A 20,537-nucleotide genomic window follows, 5' to 3' on the forward strand; every position below is an offset into this window, starting at 1 on the left:
CCCTTGGTAAGGGAGAGGTCGAGAGTTCAAATCTCTCCGGCAGCACCATTTTCCAGATATCGACAAAATCAACGTTAAATATACTCGCGTTTCATTGCGGGCACAAAATCGGCGCACCTGCTCCCGCCGCCGGGCAGTTCTTTCCTATCCCATTGCCCAGGGCGGAAAAACCCCCTCCCCCCTTTGTATATCGCCGATGTCACAACGGCAGAATGCTGCGTTAAAAATCGGCACAATCCTTGCTTGCAATGCATCAGTTTATTGTAATCTGATGGGGTAACCAGATGTCCTTAATCGCAGCAAATACCGCCACCACCATAGCGTCTTCGTCAACCACTGGGACATCGGCGTCTGCAAACGCGCCCCGGAATGGTGGGGATTTCGAATTTAGCGAGGAAATGTATTCCGACCCGGCCATGCGTCCGTATCTGGAGCAATATTACAACAAATCTTATGCCCCGATACGCGAACGTATCGCAGCAATGCGCGAACGCGACGACCCGGCGACGATCACAACGGCGGACGGTACGGTCGCGCAGGAATTAAGCGCAGATCAATATGAAAAAATGATTCCCAGCTTTGATAAATGGCTTGAAGTACAGCAACTGGTCTCGGCATTTGATTTTGAGGATCAAACCGCACAGATGCTCGAACATGCCAAACAGTCGGTTACGACCCTTGAGAACCATAGCCCCGACACAAAGTCGGATGTGCGCGTGGTTTTCTCGAACGGCGATCAGATTTTGGGATATATGGACAAAAATGGCGGCATCGCCAGCCATAGCGGCGCAAGCGCCCTGCAAGCCGTTTCAAGCATGGCAAATGAACTGGGCTTATCGGGCCAGGCGCGAGAGGACTATATCGTCCGCGAAGGCAGCAAGGCCCTGTCACAGCAATATCCGAACCTTCAGGTCAGTCAATACACCGACCAAACGGCCCCGACCCGGCGCGAATTTTCACAAACATGGTATCCCGGCCACGATATTGATCAGGACTACGCCACAGCCCTGGCAGAAGCCCGCAACAACTTGTTGCGACAACAAGATACGTATGACCGCATACAATCAAACCTGCGCGACATGCAAAACTATCTGGTCGGGCTGATGGAACAATCTCCAGCCTGAAACAGGTTGCCAAATAAAAAGGACACCGCGGAATGATCGCGCGGTGCCCTTGCAAATCTATCAAATTACGGCAGACGTCGAACCTTAGCCGTAAAATTCGCGGTACCAGTCAACAAACCTGCCAATGCCGGTTTCAATCGAGGTTTCGGGTTTGAAGCCGACCGCGTCAATCAGGGCATCCACATCGGCATAGGTTGCCGGAACGTCGCCGGGCTGCATCGGCAGCATATTTTTCTGCGCTTTCTGCCCCAGTTTATCTTCCAGCGTTTCAATCATATGCATCAACTCTACCGGGTTATTATTACCGATATTAAACACCCGATACGGGGCCGAACTGCTGGCCGGGTCCGGCATTGCCGGGTTCCAGTCAGGGTTGGGCTGCGCCACACTGGAAATGCAGCGATAAACGCCTTCAACGATATCGTCGATATAGGTGAAGTCGCGGCGCATTTTGCCTTCGTTAAAGACATCAATCGCGCGGCCTTCCAGAATGGCCTTGGTAAACAAAAACAGTGCCATATCCGGGCGGCCCCACGGGCCATAAACGGTGAAAAACCGCAACCCTGTGGTCGGCATCCGGTAGAGATGGCTATAGGTATGCGCCATCAGTTCGTTGGCCTTTTTCGACGCCGCATAGAGGCTGATCGGGTGATCAACATTGTGATGGACTGAAAATGGCATTTCGGTATTCATGCCATAAACTGAACTGCTCGACGCATAAACCAGATGCTTCACATCGTTATGACGGCACCCTTCAAGGATATTGGTAAAACCAACCACATTGGCATCAATATAGGCATGCGGATTGGTCAGCGAATAACGCACTCCGGCCTGTGCAGCCAGGTTCACCACATAGGTTGGTTTTTCAGTTGCAAACAAATCAGCAATGTCGTCCCGGTCTTCCAAATTCATACGGACAAACTTGAAACCGGCGCGCCCTTCCAGTCGGGCCAGACGGGCTTCTTTTAATGTGACGTCGTAATAATCGTTTACATTGTCCAGGCCAATAACCTGTGCCCCCTGATCGAGCAGCTTGTGACTGAGATGCGAACCGATAAAACCCGCAGCACCAGTTACCAGCACCGTTTCATTGGCAGGAATAACAAACGACGTCATATGGATTGCCCTGTTTAAGCTGTTTCGCTGCGTTCGCGGCACGCAGCCCTGTAAATTAACCTGTCACACAGATGGGAACAAACGGCAAAAACAGCCCGCCCCCGAATGCACAATGATCTAGCAGTGCGCCCGACAAGGTGCAAGCCTTTGCCCGGCATGCGCGCGATGCCCGCTGTGTTCACCGTCACAAGACTTTCGGGCAAAAATGCGCTATCATGAACTTATCGTGCAGTCTAAACAGAAAATGAAGGTTTCAGTCGGCCATGATCGGACCAGGCGGTGTGGTAACAAATGCGGCCAAAGGCAGTTTGGGAGTCATCCTGAATGTCCGCGAGATCGCACGCACGGCCAATGGCGACATTCTTACCGAATATGAAGCTGCTGAAATCTCGTCTCAAAGCGGCACTGGTGCCTATAGCGGCATTGAAGGCAAGCGTACCCGGCTGGTTGATGCCAGCACCCTGACGGCAGCACAGGCCCGTGATGGCGGCGTTTCCAGCGCACAATACAAGGAAGCCCTGGAAGCAGCGAACAAAAATGGTGCTGGCGGCGCCAATGACAGCGCAAAAACACCCGCCCAAATGAGCGATGGCGAACGCGCCGAACTGTCCCGCCTGCAAGCGCGTGATTCTGCGGTAAAGCAGGAAGAAAAAGGCCATGCTGCCGCTGCCGGGCAATATGCATCCGCGCCGCAATATCAATATGCCATCGGCCCGGATGGCAAAGCCTATGCGATTGGCGGGCATGTCGATGTCAGCATTTCGTCACAAGGCGGCACCGGCAAGGATAACAAAGCAGCACTTGCTGCCCTGCAAAATGCCGCCCTGTCGCCAAATGCACCGTCCGGTGCCGATATGGCAGCCTTTCGTCAGGCAACAATGCTTCTTGGCATGCAGAACCAGAAAAACGACGCCACATCAAACGGAACCGCCCGAAACGACTCGGCAAGTAACGTCACGCAAACCGATACGTCTTTAGCGCAAATCATGATCGATACCACCATACAGGATCCGGCTTCGGCGCAAGCCCGACGTGACACCGCATTATCCGCCTATGATGCAACCAACCGTCAGTTTGAAGAAAATGAAAACGAATCCGCTTTTGCCCTATCCGCAGACGGGTCGGCGGAAAAACGTCACCAGCGCGGCAGTATTTTCAACTCAAACGCGTAGGCCCTTGCTTTCAAACACCCTTTCCGGCTTCAAATTTCGACCCTCCTATACCTTTACGCTATGCTGATGTGGGGGAGCCTGATTTTGTTTAGGATTGAATGCCACCCACCCGTATAATCATGCTAACACCGTAAACCTCATCCGTTTGACAGCGGTTCGGTTTTATTTAATTCTGCGGCCCCGCCTGATGAATGTGGGGTTTGGGAAAATGTACAATATCGCGCTGCAATGCACTTTTCCCGGTGCGGCAGCGCTGGATGTGTGGGTGTAATGTATATGCGCACGTCAAAGAAAGAATATGGCAAAGAACATGAACATCCTGCTTGCGGACGACCACGATCTTGTCAGGGATGGCATCACGTCATTTCTGCAAACTGCGGCACCAGATGTAACAGTTGCCCAGGCGAAGGACTTCGCCGAAGCACTGGCAATTGTGAATGGTGACCAAACAATCGATTTGACCATCCTTGATTTGAACATGCCTGGCATGAACGGCCTGTCGGGTTTGACCGTCATGCGTCAGAAATGCCCGGATGTTCCTGTGGTCATTCTTTCTGGTTCGGTTAAACGCAGCGATGTCTTGAACGCACTCGAACATGGCGCATCAGGCTATCTGCCCAAAACATTGTCCGGGAAATCCCTGATCAACGCCTTGCGCCTGGTTATGTCGGGCGAAAAGTACATTCCGTCGGCTTTGCTTGAAGACGATGGCGGCACCATCCGCCCTGGCGAAATCGATCTTGACGGGCTGGAACCTGACAATCCCCTGCGTCAACTGACCAACCGTGAACGCGAAGTTCTGGCGTTGCTGACCAAGGGCCTGTCGAACAAGGAAATTGCAAAACAGCTAAGTGTGCGTGAAATCACCGTCAAGGTGCATTTGACCGGCATTTTCAAAAAGCTGGGGGCTGCAAACCGGACCCAGGCGGTCAAAATTGCCATGCAATTGGGCTGGGAAGCCTGATTACAACAGACATGAATGCCAGGGGCTGCTGTTGTCGCGCATAAATTTGTTGCGGCAAAACCCCTGACGGATCTGCATTAGACAGGCGCCATCGTGCGCCTGTTTGCGTATCTGGCATTCTGCCGTCACGGCGCATCACACATCTGCCCTTGGGCGATGGGGGTATTTCCTCATCAATCAGTCAGATATCACACCGCGATATCAAGGGCCAATACCAGTTCGTCGATCACGGCATGAAGCTCTTTTAGGTCCAAAGGCTTTGCCATGACCATAACAGGGGCATCATCGCCAGTATCATGGGGCATTTCCGCATCCCCCGGATGTCCGGTCATGACGATTACCGGGATCATCGGATTGCGTTCCCGAATGGATCGGATCAGTTGATTGCCATCCATTTGCGGCATACGGATATCGGTAATCAGAATATCCGGGGCGATAACACCGGCAATGGCCAGGGCATCTTGCCCGTCATTGGCGGCACTTACCGCATATCCAAGCCCTTCGAGATAGGCCGAAATAATTTCCATCGCATCAATTTCGTCATCCACCACCATAATGCGAATGTTACTACGCCGCAAAATCTGTTCCGGGTCATGGTGATATTTCTCGCGCGCACTTGCCCCTATATCGCTCTCAACCGGCTCGACAATTTCCTGGCCGATATTCACAGCAGGCAAGATAATTTCAAAACAGGCGCCATCGCCTTCGTTTCGGGCCTCAATTTCACCGCCCATGCCTTCCACAATGCCATAACTGACCGAAAGACCAAGGCCAGTGCCCTTGCCAACATCCTTGGTCGTGAAAAACGGATGAAAAATCAGATCAATTGCATGCTGCGGGATCCCCCCGCCATTATCATTAACCGCAATTCTCAGAAGCTCGTTTTCCTCGTCAACCGTGGCAACAACCCTGATCAGGCCGCCAATATTGCTAAAATCCTCGTGGCTTTCGACAATGGCATCACGCGAATTGGTCAGCATATTGACCAAAACCTGCTCCAGCTGAACCAGACGCCCTGAAACCTGACACGGAATGGGGGAAATCATAACATCAACCGATATTCCCGCCAGATGACAATCATGCTCCACCATGTTTACAGCCCGTTCAATGGCCTGCATGGGCTCAAACAATTCAAAGTCATCTTCATCAGGGCGACTATAAACCCGCAAATGACGAATAATTTCGGCCATGCGTTCGGTCTGCCCGCTGATCAGATCCAGTTTCTCGCGCTGAAAGGCGGGCGAAACCCCATCCATGTCATATTGCAACGCGCAGGTATCAGCCGCCATGCGAATAACATTTAACGGCTGGTTCATTTCATGCGCAACCGAAGCGGCCATTTCGCCCAGTGTTGCCAGTTTAGATGTCTGAACCAGCTGGCGTTCGATTTTGCGTTTTTCGGTAACATCCTCGGCCACGATCAGCATGGCCGCTTGCCCTTCGTGGGTAAAGGCCATTGCCGAAACTTCCAGTTCGACGCTCACGCCATCGCTGCGACGACACAAAATCACAAAATCGGCACGGCCATTATAGCCGCGTGCATAGCGTTCAATATGTTCTTCCGCAATATCGCGGCTATCGGGTAACAGCAAATCAAACAGGCTCATCCCGGTCACCGTATCAGCATCGGCGAAACCCAGAATGCTCAGGCCCTGCCGATTGACATAGGAAATACGGTCGCCTGTTAAAACGGCAATCAGTTCGGGGGCCAGTTCCACCAGCTTGCGATAGCGTTCCTCGCTTTCCTTCAATGCCTGTTCGGACCGCGAACGTTCAATCGCATAGCGAATAGAGCGCCGGATCATACGGCCATCGGGAAATTCCTTGGTCAGATAATCTTCGGCACCATGTTGCAAGGCATCAAAGGCCAGTTCTTCATCCTTGTGCCCGGTCAGCACCACAATCGGCACCCGGCTATCGGCATTGCGAATACAGCTAATAGTTTGCACGCCCGATGAATCGGGCAAGGTCAAATCCAGCAAAACCACATCAAACCGCTGATCCGTCCCCTGATGGGACAAAAGTTCCAGTGCGCCAGCAAGGTTTATACGATGCTCGATATCAAAGGTTTCACCGGCTTCTTCCAGCAATGTCTTGACCAGAAAGGCGTCACCCGGATTATCTTCGACCAGCAATATTCGAAAACGGTTTTCGTTCATGTGTCCCGGCATCCAACCTGCAAATTGGCAAAGCCCGACACAGCCCGGCATTACCAATCGCAAAAGACCTGCGCCGTTTGCCGACGTCAGGCCATGTTAATTCAGTGTCCGTTGCCCGCCCCAAAAGGCCACACAACCCGACCGGGTAGCCATAAAAGCGTGTAAAACGCCCCCGGACCCCATCGATCTATTCCGTATGGCCCCTGAAACAACAGCGGTAAATTTGTATTTCACAACTCAGCAAGCGGCTGCGCCCGACAGATATTTTCCATGGCAACCAAACGAAAAAGCGACAGGCCAACTCTAGCAGGCTTGAACATCAATCACCAGTCGCCCGCGCACTTCGCCTTTAAGGATTTTTTCGCCATAAGGTAGAATATCTGACAAAGGAATAACTTCTGTTGCCTCGGTTAGGCGTTCCTTTGGCAGGTCGCGAACCAGCCTTTGCCAGGCGCGAACCCGCTTTTCATAGGGGCACAGGACCGAATCAATGCCAATCAACCGGACACCGCGCAACAAAAACGGAATAACGGTAGCGGGTAAATCGGCCCCACCCGCCAGGCCACACGCCGCAACCACCCCGTGATATTTCATTTCAGCCAGAATATGGGCCAGTGTTGTGCTGCCAACACTGTCGATTGCACCTTGCCAGCGTTCACTTAACAAAGGGCGTGCACTGGCGGTTGCAAGTTCGTTACGGTCCACAATGTCGCTGGCGCCCAAATGCTTCAGATAATCACTGTTTTCAGGGCGCCCGGTCGATGCAACCACCCGATATCCTAAATGTGCCAAAATGGAAATCGCAACCGAACCCACACCCCCCGCAGCCCCGGTGACCAGAATTTCGCCATCCGCTTGCGGGGCAACGCCTTGTTCTTCCAGTGCCATCACCGCCAGCATCGCCGTAAACCCGGCCGTGCCGATTGCCATCGCCTGTGCGGCGGTTAACCCGGCAGGCAACGACACCAGCCAGTCCGCCTTTACCCGCGCCATTTGGGCATAACCGCCCCAATGGCTTTCTCCCACCCGCCATCCGGTCAGGATCACGCGGTCTCCGGGCTGGTATCGATCATCGAACGATGTCACAACCTCGCCGGCAAAATCAACACCAGGCACATGCGGATAATCCCGCACCAGCCTGCCCAGTCCATTGAGGATCATCCCGTCCTTGTAATTCAGCGTGCTGTGCGATACCCGCACCAAAACATCGCCTGCGGGCAGATCATCCACGGTTAAGGTCTGAAATTCCGGGGTGATTTTTTTGCCATCAGCTGATGCGTTCAGCACCAAGGCACGAAAACTGTCGCTCATCCTCACCTCCGGAAAATATTTTATACGTGCAAGGTAGGGAGCCGGATCAAAACTTGTCAAACACCAACACTGTCAATGCGACATATTGCCAAGGTAACCTTCGCCAAACCCTGGCGAAGGCGTCAGTCTTTTTTCATGTCATCCTGAACAGCAGGCGGCAACACCCGCCATGAAAACCAGCCCAATAATGGCACGATCACCAGGTCATCGATCCAGCCCGGCCCCGCGATAAAATCGGGAATGAAATCAACAGGGCTGATCAGATATACAAGCCCCCCCAGCAACAGCGCCTTGCTGCGCATCGGCACATCCGGGCGCACCAGCCCCTTGATCAAATTAGGAACAATCGCTAATCCGCTTCGTGCCAATATCGGCCCCTGTCCCTGATAAAACCAGTCACAATGTATGGGGGTTATTTAACCTGAAAATCGGTTTTTGCCAGGTCTGCGGCCATCGCCGTTTGTGCAGCCCCCGTATGTGCACGATGCACAACCATCATTTCGCACTCGGCAAGGCAGGCCTGGCTATATGTCTGGTGCAGCCTGTCAAAGTCATACATGCGCGTGCCATTTACCATGACAGGCTCGTTTTTCAGATCATGTCCGATATTGCTTGTTGCCAGAAAAGAAACAATTGCAGCAAAAACCAGAATGCCGCCCAAGGCGAAATGCTCGATCCACGACATTATTGCGTCCTCCGGACACGTTCTTTAACAAAACATTACTATCTAAACATGCGGGACCGGGAAAAGTTCCCAGGCAGATGCCGTATAGTGTTTTATTTGAAAAACAATGCCTTGGATCACGATACTGTTGTCTATGACTTTGTATATTTCTGCATAAGTATTTCAACTTAAGATAATGCGAGATATACCAAGATCTATTTCCATATTCTTTTGGCTATGACGACTGGTTACTCAGGAATCAGATTTACAAAGGCCTGTGCTGCATCTGACCACCCCCAGTCACGCTGCAATTTTACAGCAGCCTTGTGCTGCTTTAACCAAAGATCGTCATTGGTTAAAAGTTCCGCCGTGCGCGCAACAAACGCGTCATCGCTACTGGCGACAAATCCGGTCTCGCCATCCACGATACGTTCGGCAACACATCCAACATCCTGAATAACACAGGGAATTCCCATTGCCTGTGCCTCGCCCAGCGCAAGACAGAAGGTTTCGCCCACATCCCCGCGATAAGGCATGACACGGGCGGCCTGCATTTCATCAAGCAACTCGGCCTTGGGAACTGGACCCCGTAAAACCACGCCGCGATCCGCAAGGGATGATGCGTGATCAAGGATGCCCTTCATCACCAGTGCCTTGCGGTCACCGGCGGCACCATATGTTTGCGGACCGGCAAATATATGCAATTGGGCATCCGGGACCAACGGGTGGATTTTTTCCGCCCAAAGATCAACCAGCCAATCTAACGAACGTAACGGGTTAGATGTAAAAATCGCCCGCTTCTGCCGTATGTCATCGGTTACATCCGCGTTAAGAAAACGGTTCTCGATCCCACAAGGAATAATCACTTTTTCACCCGACGGTACCCACCATGGCAGGGTCGCCAAATGATGCTGCCCGGAAAAGACAATTGCCGGACGAACAGCGAAAAGACGGCGAAAAAAGCGCCACTTTTTTAAAAACCCGGCCGGGTTATGAATCCAAAACACAGTTCGCCGGGCTTGAGGCATTTTGGTAATCAACCGGTCACCACGATTTGCGATATACAGATCTGCCATTGCCGGAAAATCATGATCAATCGGCTGCCAGTTTACCCCGTTGCGACGATGCGGCGTGTCGCAACGATTGCATATCGTAACATCATGTCCGAGGGCCGCCATACTTTCGGCCAGCGAAATAACCGCAGTTTCAGCACCGCCGAGTGCTTTTTTATCCAGTGTAAAGGCATCGAATTTTATGCCGTCATCTGCCAGTACAATTTTCGCCATGATGCTATTTGTCCTCGTATCTGGCCTTAAGATAGGAAATCATGGGAAATAGCGCTGCGCAAATGGCAACCATAAACCCCATTCCCCCTTCCCGATACCCTTTACGTCGGACATAACATTTAAAAAACCGCGAAAACATACGGCGCAAATTATTTGAAAAACTGCCAATTTTTCCACTGTCGCGCAAATCGGCAGCACGGGCAGTGCTATAGCTGTCAAGTCGCCGGATCATATCGGAGATGTTGCGATCAACATAATGGCGCACCCGGTATTTAAGTTCGAACCCTTTTCGGCCCTCAAATCTAACCGCCGGATGAACCCGTTGCGGTCCCCACTGTTTCGCACCCCGTCGAAACAACCCGGCATAGCCCGGCTTGCCAAATGACGCGCCCCAGCCATAACGCACCAGACGATCGCCGATATAATTATCCACCAGCAACTGATGATAATCGTAAGGGGTGGTCGCGATTACCTGGCGAATTTCGTCGGCCAACTCTGCCGATACATGTTCATCGGCATCCACTTCCAAAATCCAGTCGCCACTGGCCCGGGCCAAGGCGAAATTACGCCGTTCGCCCTCGATATCCCAGCTCCCGGTATAAGTTTTTGCACCGGCTTCAATGGCAATCTGTTCGGTTTGATCGGTGCATTTATCGCAAACAACAATGATTTCATCGACAAAGGCCACATGTGCCAAACACGATGCAAGCCGGTCTTCCTCGTTATGCGCGACAATAACGGCTGATAATTTCACCGTTGGCGTCGAAATAGCGGTTTCATCTGCTTCGATGTTTGCCATCAAATCAGGCCCTTTCCCGATGCATTAATTCGGACGCAGCGGAAACAACCTTTTCAACAGCCAGATCGTACATTTCGCTATCTTGTGCCCGATAATTCGCGGTTGACCAGATTTCGTCGTAACTGCGATCTGTTCGCACATAGGCCGTTACCGAACCAAACGGACCATAATTTTCCACCCGCGACGGCCCAAAAAGACCCAGTGTTGGCACGGCTGCAGCAGCGGCCATATGCATCAATCCGGAATCATTACCGACATACAAACTGGCCCGCGCCAAACAGGCCTGTACTGTTAACAATGAACATTCGCCAAACAACACCGTCCTGTCCGCTTCATCAACGCTATCAATCACCGACATTGCCGCATCACGCTCATTGGGTGCACCCGCAATCAGGACATGCGCACCGGGCAACAAACCGTCTGGTGCACGCAATTGTTTCACCAGATCGACAAACCGTTCGACCGGCCACATCTTTCCCGGCCAATTGGCCGTTGGTCCGATGGCAAGAACCGGGCGCGGTGCTGCGGGCAACAAGGTGTTCGCCTCGGCAACATTATCCGCCCCAACCCAGATATGCGGCATTAAGGGCGGCGAAACCCCAATCAAGCGCCCTAGTTGCTCAACCCGATGGATGCTATCGTCATTGCCGGAAAGAACAATGCGTTTGCGACCGGGCAAAACAAATGCTGTTGCACTGCCGCGCAAATCAATAATCACATCCCACCAGGTCGTCACCACCGATTTCCATAAATGCCACCAGTGACCGCCGCGTTTTTGCTTTGGCATTCTGATAATGCGTTCAAGGTTCGGCACAGCCTCGAAAATCGGGGCGGCAACCGGGCCGCAGGCCACGGTAATGCGCAACTCGGGCCGGGTTTCGACAAAATGGCGCAGCACCGATGTTGATAACACCGCATCGCCCAGCCGGTTAGAGGTGATAAAAAGCAGGCGCACGCTTAGAGTTTCTCCAGATCGGCGGCAACATTAAGCCATTCCCGATGCCCGTTTCGCGCCGCTTCCGACTGCCCGACAAAAAAGGCATCATCCCCCAGCATTTGCGCAACCAAATTCCCGTAAGCCGCGTCATCGGGAACGATATAACCATTACGGCCATTATCGATCCGCGCCTTGGCCACCCCGCCAAAGGATACAACCGGCGTTCCCGCCGCCAGCGCATCGCACAGCCAGGTTCCGGCATGGTCATGGGTGGTTTTTGTCGCACCATGGTGCAAAAACACCCGCGCCCCGGCCACTTTTGCCGCCATTTCACTTTCGGCCAGCGGCATACATACCCGAACCCCGTCCGACAGGGCATCACGCACCAGATTAACCAGCACGTCCGGCACCGAACTTTCCTGCCCTGCCAACGCATGGGAAAGGGCAGCCGAATATATTTCAAACCGGGCATTGACCGGTTTGACGGCAATTTCGTCACACCATATCCGGATCAAATGATCAATCCCATCGTTCCAGCCAGCCACACTGATCGCAACCGGTTCCCGTGCGCCAACCGATAAATGATCGTTCCCCGCCCCGACAAAGGCCGGGCAGGCACCGGGCGCGATCATGCGCGGGATAAAACCCAGATCATTATGATAACTGTCACGCTGGCGCGGATCGGTAAAAATCAACCGCGCCAGACTGCTGAGCAACGCCATGCGCGCATCGTTCTGATCTAACCGTGCAACATCACCATCAAACCATAACCACCGCTGCCCATCCTCGGCGACAGGCCGGTCATCAAGCAATAACGGATCGCGCCACGCCAGAATACGGTCCGGCAACTGCGCGCCAAAGGCGGGCGCGCTATCGTCGAGCAAGCCCCAGCGCACACCATGATATGTGACATAAGCCCCGCCACTGCGCCGGGCAACCACATCATGGCCACGCCCCACAAAGGCTTCTGCCAGGGCAATGAAACCCCTTTGGCGCGCGCCTAACGGGCGGGCGGTGATATCGGCGGGGTCGAACCCGATGGAACGATCAAGCATCAATATTTTCATAGCTGGGTTTTATCGTGTTGTTGCGGGTTAATGAAGGGTTTTCTATCAGGGCACGCTTTGAAGTGATATGTGTTAACAAGGTTGCTGCCCTGCCAGATGACCCCGACTGCAACGCACCTCGGACCTTGCCAAACCATCGCACTTGCCCCACATTTCGGCAACGAATTCCGATATTACGGAGCCACCCTGGAAATGAGCAAAACTTTGTATACCCCCCTGCCCAACCGCGCTGTTATCCGCATTAGTGGTGCAGACCGCATCGATTTTCTGCAAGGGCTTGTCACCAACAATGTCGAAAAAATCAGCCCGGAGCAATCGGGTTATGGGGCTTTGCTAACCCCGCAGGGTAAATTCCTGTTTGATTTTTTCATGTATTATCAGGATGACAACAGCCTGCTGGTCGAGTGTGAAGGCGGGGAACGGGCCGAAAACCTGTTTAAAAAGCTGCGCATGTATAAATTGCGCGCCAAGGTCGAACTGACCGATGTCAGCGAAGATTATGATGTATTTGCTGTTTTCGGCGACACAGCCCTGGCCTCCCTTGCCCTGCCCCAACAGGCCGGTGCGACAGCCCCCTTTGGCAAAGGCATCAAGGCCGTCGACCCGCGGTTGGCGGCAATGGGATGCCGGATATTGTTACCAACCGGCGAAGAATCCGCCCTGGCAGGCATTGGTGCAACCCAAAGCACACCCGATGCCTATCACGCACGGCGCGTCCGCCTTGGCCTGCCCAATGGCAGCGAAGAGCTTGAGGTTGACAAAGCGATCCTGCTAGAAAACGGGTTTGAAGAGCTAAACGGCGTTGATTTTAAAAAAGGCTGCTATATGGGCCAGGAATTAACCGCGCGCACCAAATATCGCGGGCTGGTGCGCAAACGCCTGCTGCCCATTGAAATTGACGGCCCGACACCCGAAATTGGCAGCTTGATCATGAATAACGACCGCGAAGCGGGCACGATCAAAAGCATCCATGGCACGGCCGGACTGGCCATGATCCGCCTGGAACGCATTTCAGACGGCGCCAGCTTAAAAGCCGGTGACGCCACCATCACCGTTAAGGTGCCAGACTGGGTGCAACTACCTGCAACTGAATAACCACTATTTAAAGCACTTTTCCTTTAACCTGATCACGATTAATCCCCCGAATAACATGTTCGGGGGATTTTGCGATTAAAATGACGGATTATGCCGTTGCGATATCAAGAGAGGCCGCATCCAAATCCCCAAGTGCCAATCGGGCATTTAATCGTTGCGCCCCTTTTCCGGCCGCGAACCATGGCTTTGCGTTATCGATATCGAAGCGAGCACTCGGTTTTTCATTTAGCTGTTGTGTAAGAACGCCAAATATTTCCGTAACGCGATAAAGCCCGTGCGTTACCGGCTGTGGCATAGGGCGCTTTTGCAAAGACTGGCGTTTAATTTGCAGCCGTCCGGCTACATCGGCCAAGCTTACCAGATCAGGGCGAACTTCGCGTAACCATGAACCTGCTGGCAGATGCGGCAATATCGCACGCGCAACCTGGCGAATGACAGTTTCGGCGTCCTCTCCCGCGCATTCCAGTGAAGCGGCCAAAAGTCCCGGCTGCCCTGTTCCAATCACTGCGTCGTCAAAGCCCGCAGCATAAATGCAATCGGCAAGGGCGAAAGCATCATGCGTGCTGCCTTCCGGAAGGGAAAAAACAAGATCAAATTCAAACAATTCCATCATCTTTTTCCTTTTCATCTAGCAGGTAAATGCAGCTTAAAGCCTTGTTTTCAAGTTTCGCGGCATGGCTTGCGGGGTTTTGCGGTGTAGAGGAAATCGACATCTGACAAAATTCGCCACACCGGCAGTCGCGGTCATTATTGGGGCATCGTAAAAGGCCCCACGCATGTCCGCTGCTATGGCGAACCTCCACAACCCAGCCAATGGATTCCAGATGTGACAAAACCTTTTCCACATCTTTTTTAGGATGTCGTTTTCTGCTCACACTCATACTCCCCGTCAACAAAGTTGTCAATTGACAACTTTGTTGACGTAAAACCTGAAATCGAAAAATGCCCGCCTTGATCCCTTATAAGGATCAAGGCGGGCATCAATCAATACAGTCTTCAAGGCGAACCAGGCAGCGTATCGTTATTTTTTCAAAGCCGCCTGTGCGGCGGCCAACCGGGCAATCGGCACGCGATAGGGCGAGCAGGAAACATAATCAAGGCCCTGTTTTTCACAGAACGCAATTGATGCCGGGTCGCCACCATGTTCGCCGCAAATGCCCAGTTTGATGTCGGGGCGGGTTTTGCGGCCCCGTTCGGCGGCCAGCGCAATCAATTCGCCCACACCCTCCTGATCAAGCGATACAAACGGGTCGCCCGCGAAAATGTCCTTGGCGATGTATGTATCAAGGAAGTGCGAAGCATCATCGCGCGACAGACCAAAGGTGGTCTGGGTCAAATCGTTGGTGCCAAAACTGAAAAATTCGGCTTCCTCGGCAATGTCACCGGCACGAAGAGCGGCGCGCGGCAGTTCGATCATGGTGCCGACAAGATAGGTCAGTTTGGCTGATTGCTCGGCTTCAACCTCGCCTGCCACTTTGACAATCGCAGCTTTAAGGATTTCGAGTTCCTTTTTGCCGACCACCAGCGGAATCATGATTTCAGGAATAACCTGATCGCCGCCAGCCTTTGACACCTCGATCGCGGCTTCAAAAATGGCGCGCGCCTGCATTTCATAGATTTCAGGATAGCTGATACCAAGACGGCACCCGCGATGGCCCAACATCGGGTTTGATTCCGCCAGATCCAGCAAACGGCGGCGAACCACACTTTCCGATACGTCGGCGGCCTTTGCCACCTCGGCAATTTCATTATCGCCATGCGGCAAAAATTCATGCAAAGGCGGGTCGAGCAGACGAATGGTAACCGGCAAGCCCTTCATAATGCGAAACAGGTCGATAAAGTCCTGGCGCTGATAGGGCAAAAGTTTGCCCAGCGCCGTGCGACGCCCGGCCTCGGTTTCAGCCAAAATCATTTCGCGCATTGAAATGATCCGGGCCGGATCAAAGAACATATGTTCGGTGCGGCACAGGCCAATGCCTTCGGCGCCAAATCCGCGCGCGGTTTGGGCATCTTCCGGGGTTTCGGCATTGGTGCGCACCTTCAGGCGGCGCACCCCGTCGGCCCATTCCATCAACTGCGAAAAATCGCCTGAAAGATCGGGCTTCAAGGTGGCAACTTCGCCCAGCATCACTTCGCCCGTCCCGCCATCAATGGTAATGACGTCGCCTTCTTTCAGCATCACGCCACCGGCATTCAGCGTGCCACCGCGATAGTCAATCTTGATCGCACCCGCACCACACACACAGGGCTTGCCCATGCCGCGCGCCACAACAGCGGCGTGGCTGGTCATGCCGCCACGTGCGGTCAAAATACCTTCGGCGGCGTGCATCCCGGCAATATCTTCGGGGCTGGTTTCAATACGCACCAGTACAACCTTGCGGCCCTTGTTATGGGCCCAGTCTTCGGCGACTTCGGCGGAAAACACGATCTGTCCCGACGCCGCCCCAGGTGACGCCGGAAGACCCATGCCAATCACTTTTTTATCGGCATCCGGGTCCAGGGTCGGGTGCAACATCTGGTCCAGCTGGGCGGGGTCCACCCGCATCAGGGCATCATCACGGCTAATCACACCGTCCTCGCACATTTCCACAGCAATCCGCAGGGCCGCCTTGGCCGTCCGTTTGCCCGACCGGGTTTGCAGCATGTATAAACGGTTGGATTCCACCGTAAATTCCATGTCCTGCATGTCGCGATAATGCGATTCCAGCTTGTCGCGAATCTCCACCAGCTCGGCAAAAACACCGGGCATGGCTTCTTCCATCGACAAAAGGTCCGACCCTGATTCCTCCCGTTCAATTTTGGTCAGCGGTGCCGGCGTACGAATGCCCGCAACCACGTCTTCGCCCTGCGCATTGATCAGATATTCGCCGTAAAAACGGTTTTCCCCGGTCGAGGGATTGCGCGAGAAGCAAACACCGGTGGCGCATTCATCGCCCATATTGCCAAAGACCATCGCCTGAACATTCACCGCCGTGCCCCAGCTTGCGGGGATGTTGTGAAGACGGCGATAAGTATTGGCCCGCGCGTTCATCCAGCTGCCAAAAACGGCACCAATGGCACCCCACAACTGTTCACGCGGGTCTTGCGGAAACGGGCGGCCCAGTTCTTCGGCGACCTTGGCTTTAAAGCCTTCGACAATTTCCTGCCAGTCATCCGCCGACATTTCGGTATCAAGGATATAGCCCTTGTCTTCCTTGTGGATTTCAAGGATTTCTTCGAAATTGTAATGCTCGACGCCCAAAACAACGTCGCCATACATCTGAATGAACCGACGATAGCTGTCATACGCAAAACGGCGATCACCCGAGACCGCCGCCAAACCTTCTACCGTATCGTCATTCAGGCCCAAATTCAGAACCGTATCCATCATGCCCGGCATCGAGGCGCGCGCACCTGATCGGACAGAGACCAGCAAGGGATCGGCGGTATTCCCAAATTTACGCCCGACCAGATTTTCCACCGCGACGAGGGCGGCTTCCACTTCATCATTCAGGTCCGCCGGATAATTACGGTCATTGTCATAAAACGCCGTGCAAACTTCGGTTGTGATGGTAAATCCTGGTGGAACCGGAAGCCCGAGATTGGACATTTCAGCAAGGTTTGCCCCCTTGCCGCCCAACAATTCACGCATTTCCGAACGTCCTTCAGCGCTTCCACCGCCAAAGCCGTACACCCATTTGGTCATCTTGCCTGTTCCTCATCTGGCATTGGTATTTCAGTCCGCAGCCTTATTCACGATTCGATCTTTGAAAAATCCGCAATGTCATGCATCGCCGCACGGATCTGCGCAAGAAGCTTCAAACGGTTGGCCCGTTCATCGGCATTGTCGCTATTGACCGTTACTTTTTCAAAGAATGCGTCAACCGGCCCGCGCAATTCCGCAAAACCGGCCATCGCCGCGGCATAATCCTCGGCCCGAAGCAGGGGCAAAGCCTTATGCCGGACGTCGATGAGCGCCTCATACAAACGCCGTTCCTCGTCTTGCGAAAGAAGCGCAACATCCACTGTCGCGTCATAGGACATATCGTCCTTTTTCTCTTCAATCCGCAGAATATTGGAAGCCCGTTTATAGCCAGCCATAAGGTTAACGCCGCTTTCGCCCGATACAAAATCGGCAAGCGCATCAACCCGGGCCAGCAGGCGTACAAGATCGTCCTCGCCATCGAGCGCAAACACGGCGGACACCAGATCATGGCGCACACCCTGTTCACGCAGATGAACTTTTAAACGGTCAGCGAAGAAGACAAGAAGTTCCTCGACCGCCGCGTCCCGGCGAACAGAAGCCGGGTATTGAGACACCGCATAGGCAAACAAGCGCCGCAACGGCAAACGCAGACCGTTTTCCAGCACCAGGCGAATAACGCCCAATGCCGCACGGCGGAGCGCAAACGGATCTTTCGACCCGGTAGGTTTTTCATCAATGGTAAAGAAACCCGCCAAAGTGTCGAGTTTCTCGGCCAGGGCCACCGCAACCGAAACAGGTGCCGTCGGGCACATGTCAGACGGGCCAGCCGGGGCATAATGCTCGGCAATGGCCTGGGCCACTTCGGGTTTTTCGCCGTCATTTTCGGCGTAATATTTGCCCATCAGGCCCTGAAGCTCGGTAAATTCGAACACCATGTTCGACACCAGGTCCGCCTTGGCAATTTGGGCTGCCCGATCCGCCAGCGTCACATCACAGCCAGCAATCGAGGTTGATACCTCACGCGCCAGACCGCGCATGCGCAAAACACGTTCGGCAACAGTGCCAAGTTTGGCATGAAAAACGATGGTCTCAAGCTTGGGCAGACGCGATTCCAATGTAACCTTACGATCCTGATCCCAGAAAAATTTGGCATCATGAAGGCGGGCGCGCAAAACACGCTCATTCCCGGCAATGATCCGGGCGTTGTGGTCCATTGTCACCATATTGGAAATGGTAATGAAACGGGCCGCCAGTTTGCCGCTGGTATCTTCGAGAACGAAATATTTCTGGTGTTCCCGCATCGAGGTTTCCAAAACCTCGCGCGGGACATCCATGAAATGATCGTCGATCTTGCCCATTACCGGTACCGGCCATTCAACCAGTCCGCAAACCTCATCAAGCAACCCTTGATCATCAACCAGTTTCAACCCGGCATCACGTGCCAGTTTCAAGCAGCCTTCGGCGATCACGCGTTTGCGTTGTTCGCGGTCCAGCATCACCTTGGCAAAGTTCAATTTGGCTTTGTATTCGCTGGCATTGTTAACGGCAAAAACAGCCGGTGCCAAAAAGCGATGACCACTGGTAACATTTCCCGCCGTCACCACACCGTAACTTACCGGGATAACCGCACCGTCAAACAGGCACAAAATACGGTCAAGCTGGCGCACCCAGCGCACTTTATGATCCGCCCAGCGCATGGATTTTGGCCACGGCAATTTGTTCATCGCATCTTCAATGATATCCTTGATCACAACCGATGCGGCACGGCCCTTTTGCTCGACAATGGCAAACAGGAAAACACCCTTGGGCGTTTCGCGTTTTTCGCATTGTTCCAGCGTCACGCCATTGCCAGCCAAAAAGCCGTTAATCGCCTTTTCCGGGGCGTCGGCGCGCGGGCCACGGCGTTCTTCACGCAAGTCAGGCTGTTTGTCGGGCAGGCCGTCAATAATCAGAGTTAAACGGCGCGGTGTGACCAGGCTTTCAACCTTATCGAAGCCAAGGTCGGCGGCCTTCAGGCCATCGGTGACCAGCTTTTCAAGATCGGCACTGGCACGCGCCTGCATCCGGGCCGGAATTTCTTCGGAAAACAGTTCAAGCAGAAGTTCGGCCATGTCTTATGCCCCCTCTTTCAAATGCCCGCGCGACCGAAGCCAGGCTTCGCAGCAGGATTTGGACATTTCGCGCACACGACCAATATAAGCAGCCCGTTCGGTAACCGAAATGACACCGCGTGCATCAAGCAGGTTAAAGATATGGCTGGCTTTCATCGCCTGTTCATAGGCAGGAAGCGCCAATCCGCGGTCAATATTGACCGCACATTCCGCCTGGGCATCCTTGAAATGACGGAACAGCATTTCGGTATTGGCAACCTCGAAATTATAGGCCGACTGTTCTTTTTCATTTTGCAAAAACACATCGCCATAGGAAACGCCATTGCCGTTGTAATCCAGGTCGTAAACGTTTTCGACACCCTGAATATACATCGCCAACCGTTCCAGACCATAGGTCAGCTCAACCGGCACCGGGTCACATTCAAACCCGCCAACCTGCTGAAAATAGGTAAACTGGGTAACTTCCATGCCGTCAAGCCACACTTCCCAGCCCAAACCCCAGGCACCCAAAGTCGGGCTTTCCCAGTCATCCTCAACAAAGCGGATGTCATGTTCCATCGGGTCAATGCCCAGATGTGCCAGCGACCCCAGATACAAATCCTGGGCATTGGGCGGTGAGGGCTTCATCAAAACCTGAAACTGGTAATAATGCTGTAACCGGTTGGGGTTTTCGCCATAACGGCCATCGGTCGGGCGGCGCGACGGCTGGACATAGGCCGCATTCCAGCTTTCCGGGCCCAGCGCGCGCAGGGTGGTTGCGGTATGAAACGTACCCGCGCCAACTTCAAGGTCATAAGGCTGAAGGATGACACATCCCTGATCCGCCCAATAGCTTTGCAGCCGAAGAATAATTTCCTGAAAGGAAGGCGGACGTTGCGAACCGTCAAGCGCCATTGCGCGTACTCTCTGTAAATGTTGCCAGTAAATTCCGTGCGGCAAGCTACCGCCCCACCCTGTCGCGGTCAAGAAGTCAAACCCCCTGATCCCCCCCAAAGATCGGCTTTAACGATGATTTTGGGACTTTATAGGCCACAGTCGCAAGATAGA

At 53.5% G+C, this 20,537-nt stretch carries 19 protein-coding genes; 5 read left to right on the top strand and 14 right to left on the bottom strand.

The genetic code is table 11. The annotated features are described in order from the left end of the window. The coding region (locus AAC086_RS20540) for a hypothetical protein (protein WP_339781575.1) at positions 1–224 on the top strand (224 nt) is incomplete at its 5' end. Between the two features lie 60 nt (positions 225–284). Beyond that, positions 285–1,124, top strand: coding sequence for a hypothetical protein (locus AAC086_RS20545; protein WP_339781577.1), 840 nt, complete (start codon positions 285–287; stop codon positions 1,122–1,124). Positions 1,125–1,208: 84 nt separating this feature from the next. Here AAC086_RS20545 and AAC086_RS20550 read toward each other — a convergent pair whose 3' ends face one another. After that, positions 1,209–2,240 (bottom strand): NAD-dependent epimerase, encoded by a 1,032-nt coding sequence (locus AAC086_RS20550; protein ID WP_339781578.1) that lies wholly within the window; start codon positions 2,238–2,240, stop codon positions 1,209–1,211. 263 nt (positions 2,241–2,503) lie between these two features. Between AAC086_RS20550 and AAC086_RS20555 the strand changes: the two genes are divergently transcribed. After that, positions 2,504–3,412 carry a putative metalloprotease CJM1_0395 family protein gene (locus AAC086_RS20555; RefSeq protein WP_339781579.1) on the top strand — a complete coding sequence of 303 codons (909 nt, stop codon included), beginning with the start codon at positions 2,504–2,506 and terminating at the stop codon, positions 3,410–3,412. Positions 3,413–3,710: 298 nt separating this feature from the next. Then, entirely contained in the window at positions 3,711–4,376 is a 666-nt protein-coding gene (locus tag AAC086_RS20560; protein WP_339781580.1) for a response regulator transcription factor, read from the top strand. Positions 4,377–4,564: 188 nt separating this feature from the next. Here AAC086_RS20560 and AAC086_RS20565 read toward each other — a convergent pair whose 3' ends face one another. From AAC086_RS20565 to AAC086_RS20600, 8 genes are all read right to left on the bottom strand, one after another. Further along, positions 4,565–6,535 (bottom strand): response regulator, encoded by a 1,971-nt coding sequence (locus AAC086_RS20565; protein ID WP_339781582.1) that lies wholly within the window; start codon positions 6,533–6,535, stop codon positions 4,565–4,567. A gap of 303 nt (positions 6,536–6,838) precedes the next feature. Further along, positions 6,839–7,846, bottom strand: coding sequence for an MDR family oxidoreductase (locus AAC086_RS20570; RefSeq protein ID WP_339781583.1), 1,008 nt, complete (start codon positions 7,844–7,846; stop codon positions 6,839–6,841). A gap of 122 nt (positions 7,847–7,968) precedes the next feature. Further along, positions 7,969–8,214: a DUF1232 domain-containing protein gene (locus tag AAC086_RS20575; RefSeq protein WP_339781585.1), complete on the bottom strand. Its 246-nt coding sequence runs from the start codon at positions 8,212–8,214 to the stop codon at positions 7,969–7,971. Between the two features lie 44 nt (positions 8,215–8,258). Beyond that, entirely contained in the window at positions 8,259–8,531 is a 273-nt protein-coding gene (locus tag AAC086_RS20580; protein WP_339781587.1) for a hypothetical protein, read from the bottom strand. Positions 8,532–8,758: 227 nt separating this feature from the next. After that, complete coding sequence (locus AAC086_RS20585) at positions 8,759–9,796, bottom strand: glycosyltransferase family 4 protein (RefSeq protein WP_339781589.1); 1,038 nt, start codon at positions 9,794–9,796, stop codon at positions 8,759–8,761. A 4-nt stretch (positions 9,797–9,800) separates the two neighbouring features. After that, positions 9,801–10,595 carry a glycosyltransferase family 2 protein gene (locus tag AAC086_RS20590; protein WP_339781591.1) on the bottom strand — a complete coding sequence of 265 codons (795 nt, stop codon included), beginning with the start codon at positions 10,593–10,595 and terminating at the stop codon, positions 9,801–9,803. Between the two features lie 4 nt (positions 10,596–10,599). Further along, complete coding sequence (locus tag AAC086_RS20595; RefSeq protein ID WP_339781592.1) at positions 10,600–11,550, bottom strand: glycosyltransferase family 9 protein; 951 nt, start codon at positions 11,548–11,550, stop codon at positions 10,600–10,602. Between the two features lie 2 nt (positions 11,551–11,552). Beyond that, positions 11,553–12,587 (bottom strand): glycosyltransferase, encoded by a 1,035-nt coding sequence (locus tag AAC086_RS20600; protein ID WP_339781594.1) that lies wholly within the window; start codon positions 12,585–12,587, stop codon positions 11,553–11,555. A 204-nt stretch (positions 12,588–12,791) separates the two neighbouring features. Here AAC086_RS20600 and AAC086_RS20605 point away from each other — a divergent pair, with 204 nt between their 5' ends. After that, a complete protein-coding gene (locus tag AAC086_RS20605) occupies positions 12,792–13,694 on the top strand; it encodes a folate-binding protein (RefSeq protein ID WP_339781596.1) in 903 nt (300 codons plus the stop codon). A gap of 88 nt (positions 13,695–13,782) precedes the next feature. Here AAC086_RS20605 and AAC086_RS20610 read toward each other — a convergent pair whose 3' ends face one another. The 5 genes from AAC086_RS20610 to AAC086_RS20630 form a co-directional block, all read right to left on the bottom strand. Continuing rightward, on the bottom strand, positions 13,783–14,307 hold the full coding sequence (locus AAC086_RS20610; protein ID WP_339781598.1) for a hypothetical protein: 525 nt from the start codon (positions 14,305–14,307) through the stop codon (positions 13,783–13,785). After that, positions 14,291–14,569 (bottom strand): hypothetical protein, encoded by a 279-nt coding sequence (locus AAC086_RS20615; protein WP_339781600.1) that lies wholly within the window; start codon positions 14,567–14,569, stop codon positions 14,291–14,293. Before AAC086_RS20615 ends, AAC086_RS20610 begins: the two co-directional genes overlap by 17 nt. A gap of 146 nt (positions 14,570–14,715) precedes the next feature. After that, the gene (ppdK, locus tag AAC086_RS20620) at positions 14,716–17,379 is read right to left on the bottom strand and encodes a pyruvate, phosphate dikinase (RefSeq protein WP_339781601.1); all 2,664 of its coding nucleotides are present in this window, start codon (positions 17,377–17,379) and stop codon (positions 14,716–14,718) included. Between the two features lie 47 nt (positions 17,380–17,426). Further along, positions 17,427–19,490 carry a glycine--tRNA ligase subunit beta gene (gene glyS / locus AAC086_RS20625; RefSeq protein WP_339781603.1) on the bottom strand — a complete coding sequence of 688 codons (2,064 nt, stop codon included), beginning with the start codon at positions 19,488–19,490 and terminating at the stop codon, positions 17,427–17,429. A 3-nt stretch (positions 19,491–19,493) separates the two neighbouring features. After that, positions 19,494–20,384 (bottom strand): glycine--tRNA ligase subunit alpha, encoded by an 891-nt coding sequence (locus AAC086_RS20630; protein ID WP_339781605.1) that lies wholly within the window; start codon positions 20,382–20,384, stop codon positions 19,494–19,496. Between the last annotated feature and the right edge of the window lie 153 nt (positions 20,385–20,537).

Source organism: uncultured Thalassospira sp., assembly GCF_963976115.1.
In the GTDB taxonomy this organism is placed as follows: Bacteria; Pseudomonadota; Alphaproteobacteria; order Rhodospirillales; family Thalassospiraceae; genus Thalassospira.

Excerpts from the sequence above, each read along its gene's own strand:
- ppdK (WP_339781601.1), bottom strand. The coding sequence starts at position 17,379 with ATGACCAAATGGGTGTACGGCTTTGGCGGTGGAAGCGCTGAAGGACGT.
- AAC086_RS20550 (WP_339781578.1), bottom strand. The coding sequence starts at position 2,240 with ATGACGTCGTTTGTTATTCCTGCCAATGAAACGGTGCTGGTAACTGGT.
- AAC086_RS20605 (WP_339781596.1), top strand. The coding sequence starts at position 12,792 with ATGAGCAAAACTTTGTATACCCCCCTGCCCAACCGCGCTGTTATCCGC.
- AAC086_RS20600 (WP_339781594.1), bottom strand. The coding sequence starts at position 12,587 with ATGCTTGATCGTTCCATCGGGTTCGACCCCGCCGATATCACCGCCCGC.
- AAC086_RS20560 (WP_339781580.1), top strand. The coding sequence starts at position 3,711 with ATGGCAAAGAACATGAACATCCTGCTTGCGGACGACCACGATCTTGTC.
- AAC086_RS20610 (WP_339781598.1), bottom strand. The coding sequence starts at position 14,307 with ATGATGGAATTGTTTGAATTTGATCTTGTTTTTTCCCTTCCGGAAGGC.
- AAC086_RS20555 (WP_339781579.1), top strand. The coding sequence starts at position 2,504 with ATGATCGGACCAGGCGGTGTGGTAACAAATGCGGCCAAAGGCAGTTTG.
- AAC086_RS20545 (WP_339781577.1), top strand. The coding sequence starts at position 285 with ATGTCCTTAATCGCAGCAAATACCGCCACCACCATAGCGTCTTCGTCA.
- AAC086_RS20630 (WP_339781605.1), bottom strand. The coding sequence starts at position 20,384 with ATGGCGCTTGACGGTTCGCAACGTCCGCCTTCCTTTCAGGAAATTATT.
- AAC086_RS20590 (WP_339781591.1), bottom strand. The coding sequence starts at position 10,595 with ATGGCAAACATCGAAGCAGATGAAACCGCTATTTCGACGCCAACGGTG.
- AAC086_RS20585 (WP_339781589.1), bottom strand. The coding sequence starts at position 9,796 with ATGGCGAAAATTGTACTGGCAGATGACGGCATAAAATTCGATGCCTTT.
- AAC086_RS20580 (WP_339781587.1), bottom strand. The coding sequence starts at position 8,531 with ATGTCGTGGATCGAGCATTTCGCCTTGGGCGGCATTCTGGTTTTTGCT.
- glyS (WP_339781603.1), bottom strand. The coding sequence starts at position 19,490 with ATGGCCGAACTTCTGCTTGAACTGTTTTCCGAAGAAATTCCGGCCCGG.
- AAC086_RS20570 (WP_339781583.1), bottom strand. The coding sequence starts at position 7,846 with ATGAGCGACAGTTTTCGTGCCTTGGTGCTGAACGCATCAGCTGATGGC.
- AAC086_RS20565 (WP_339781582.1), bottom strand. The coding sequence starts at position 6,535 with ATGAACGAAAACCGTTTTCGAATATTGCTGGTCGAAGATAATCCGGGT.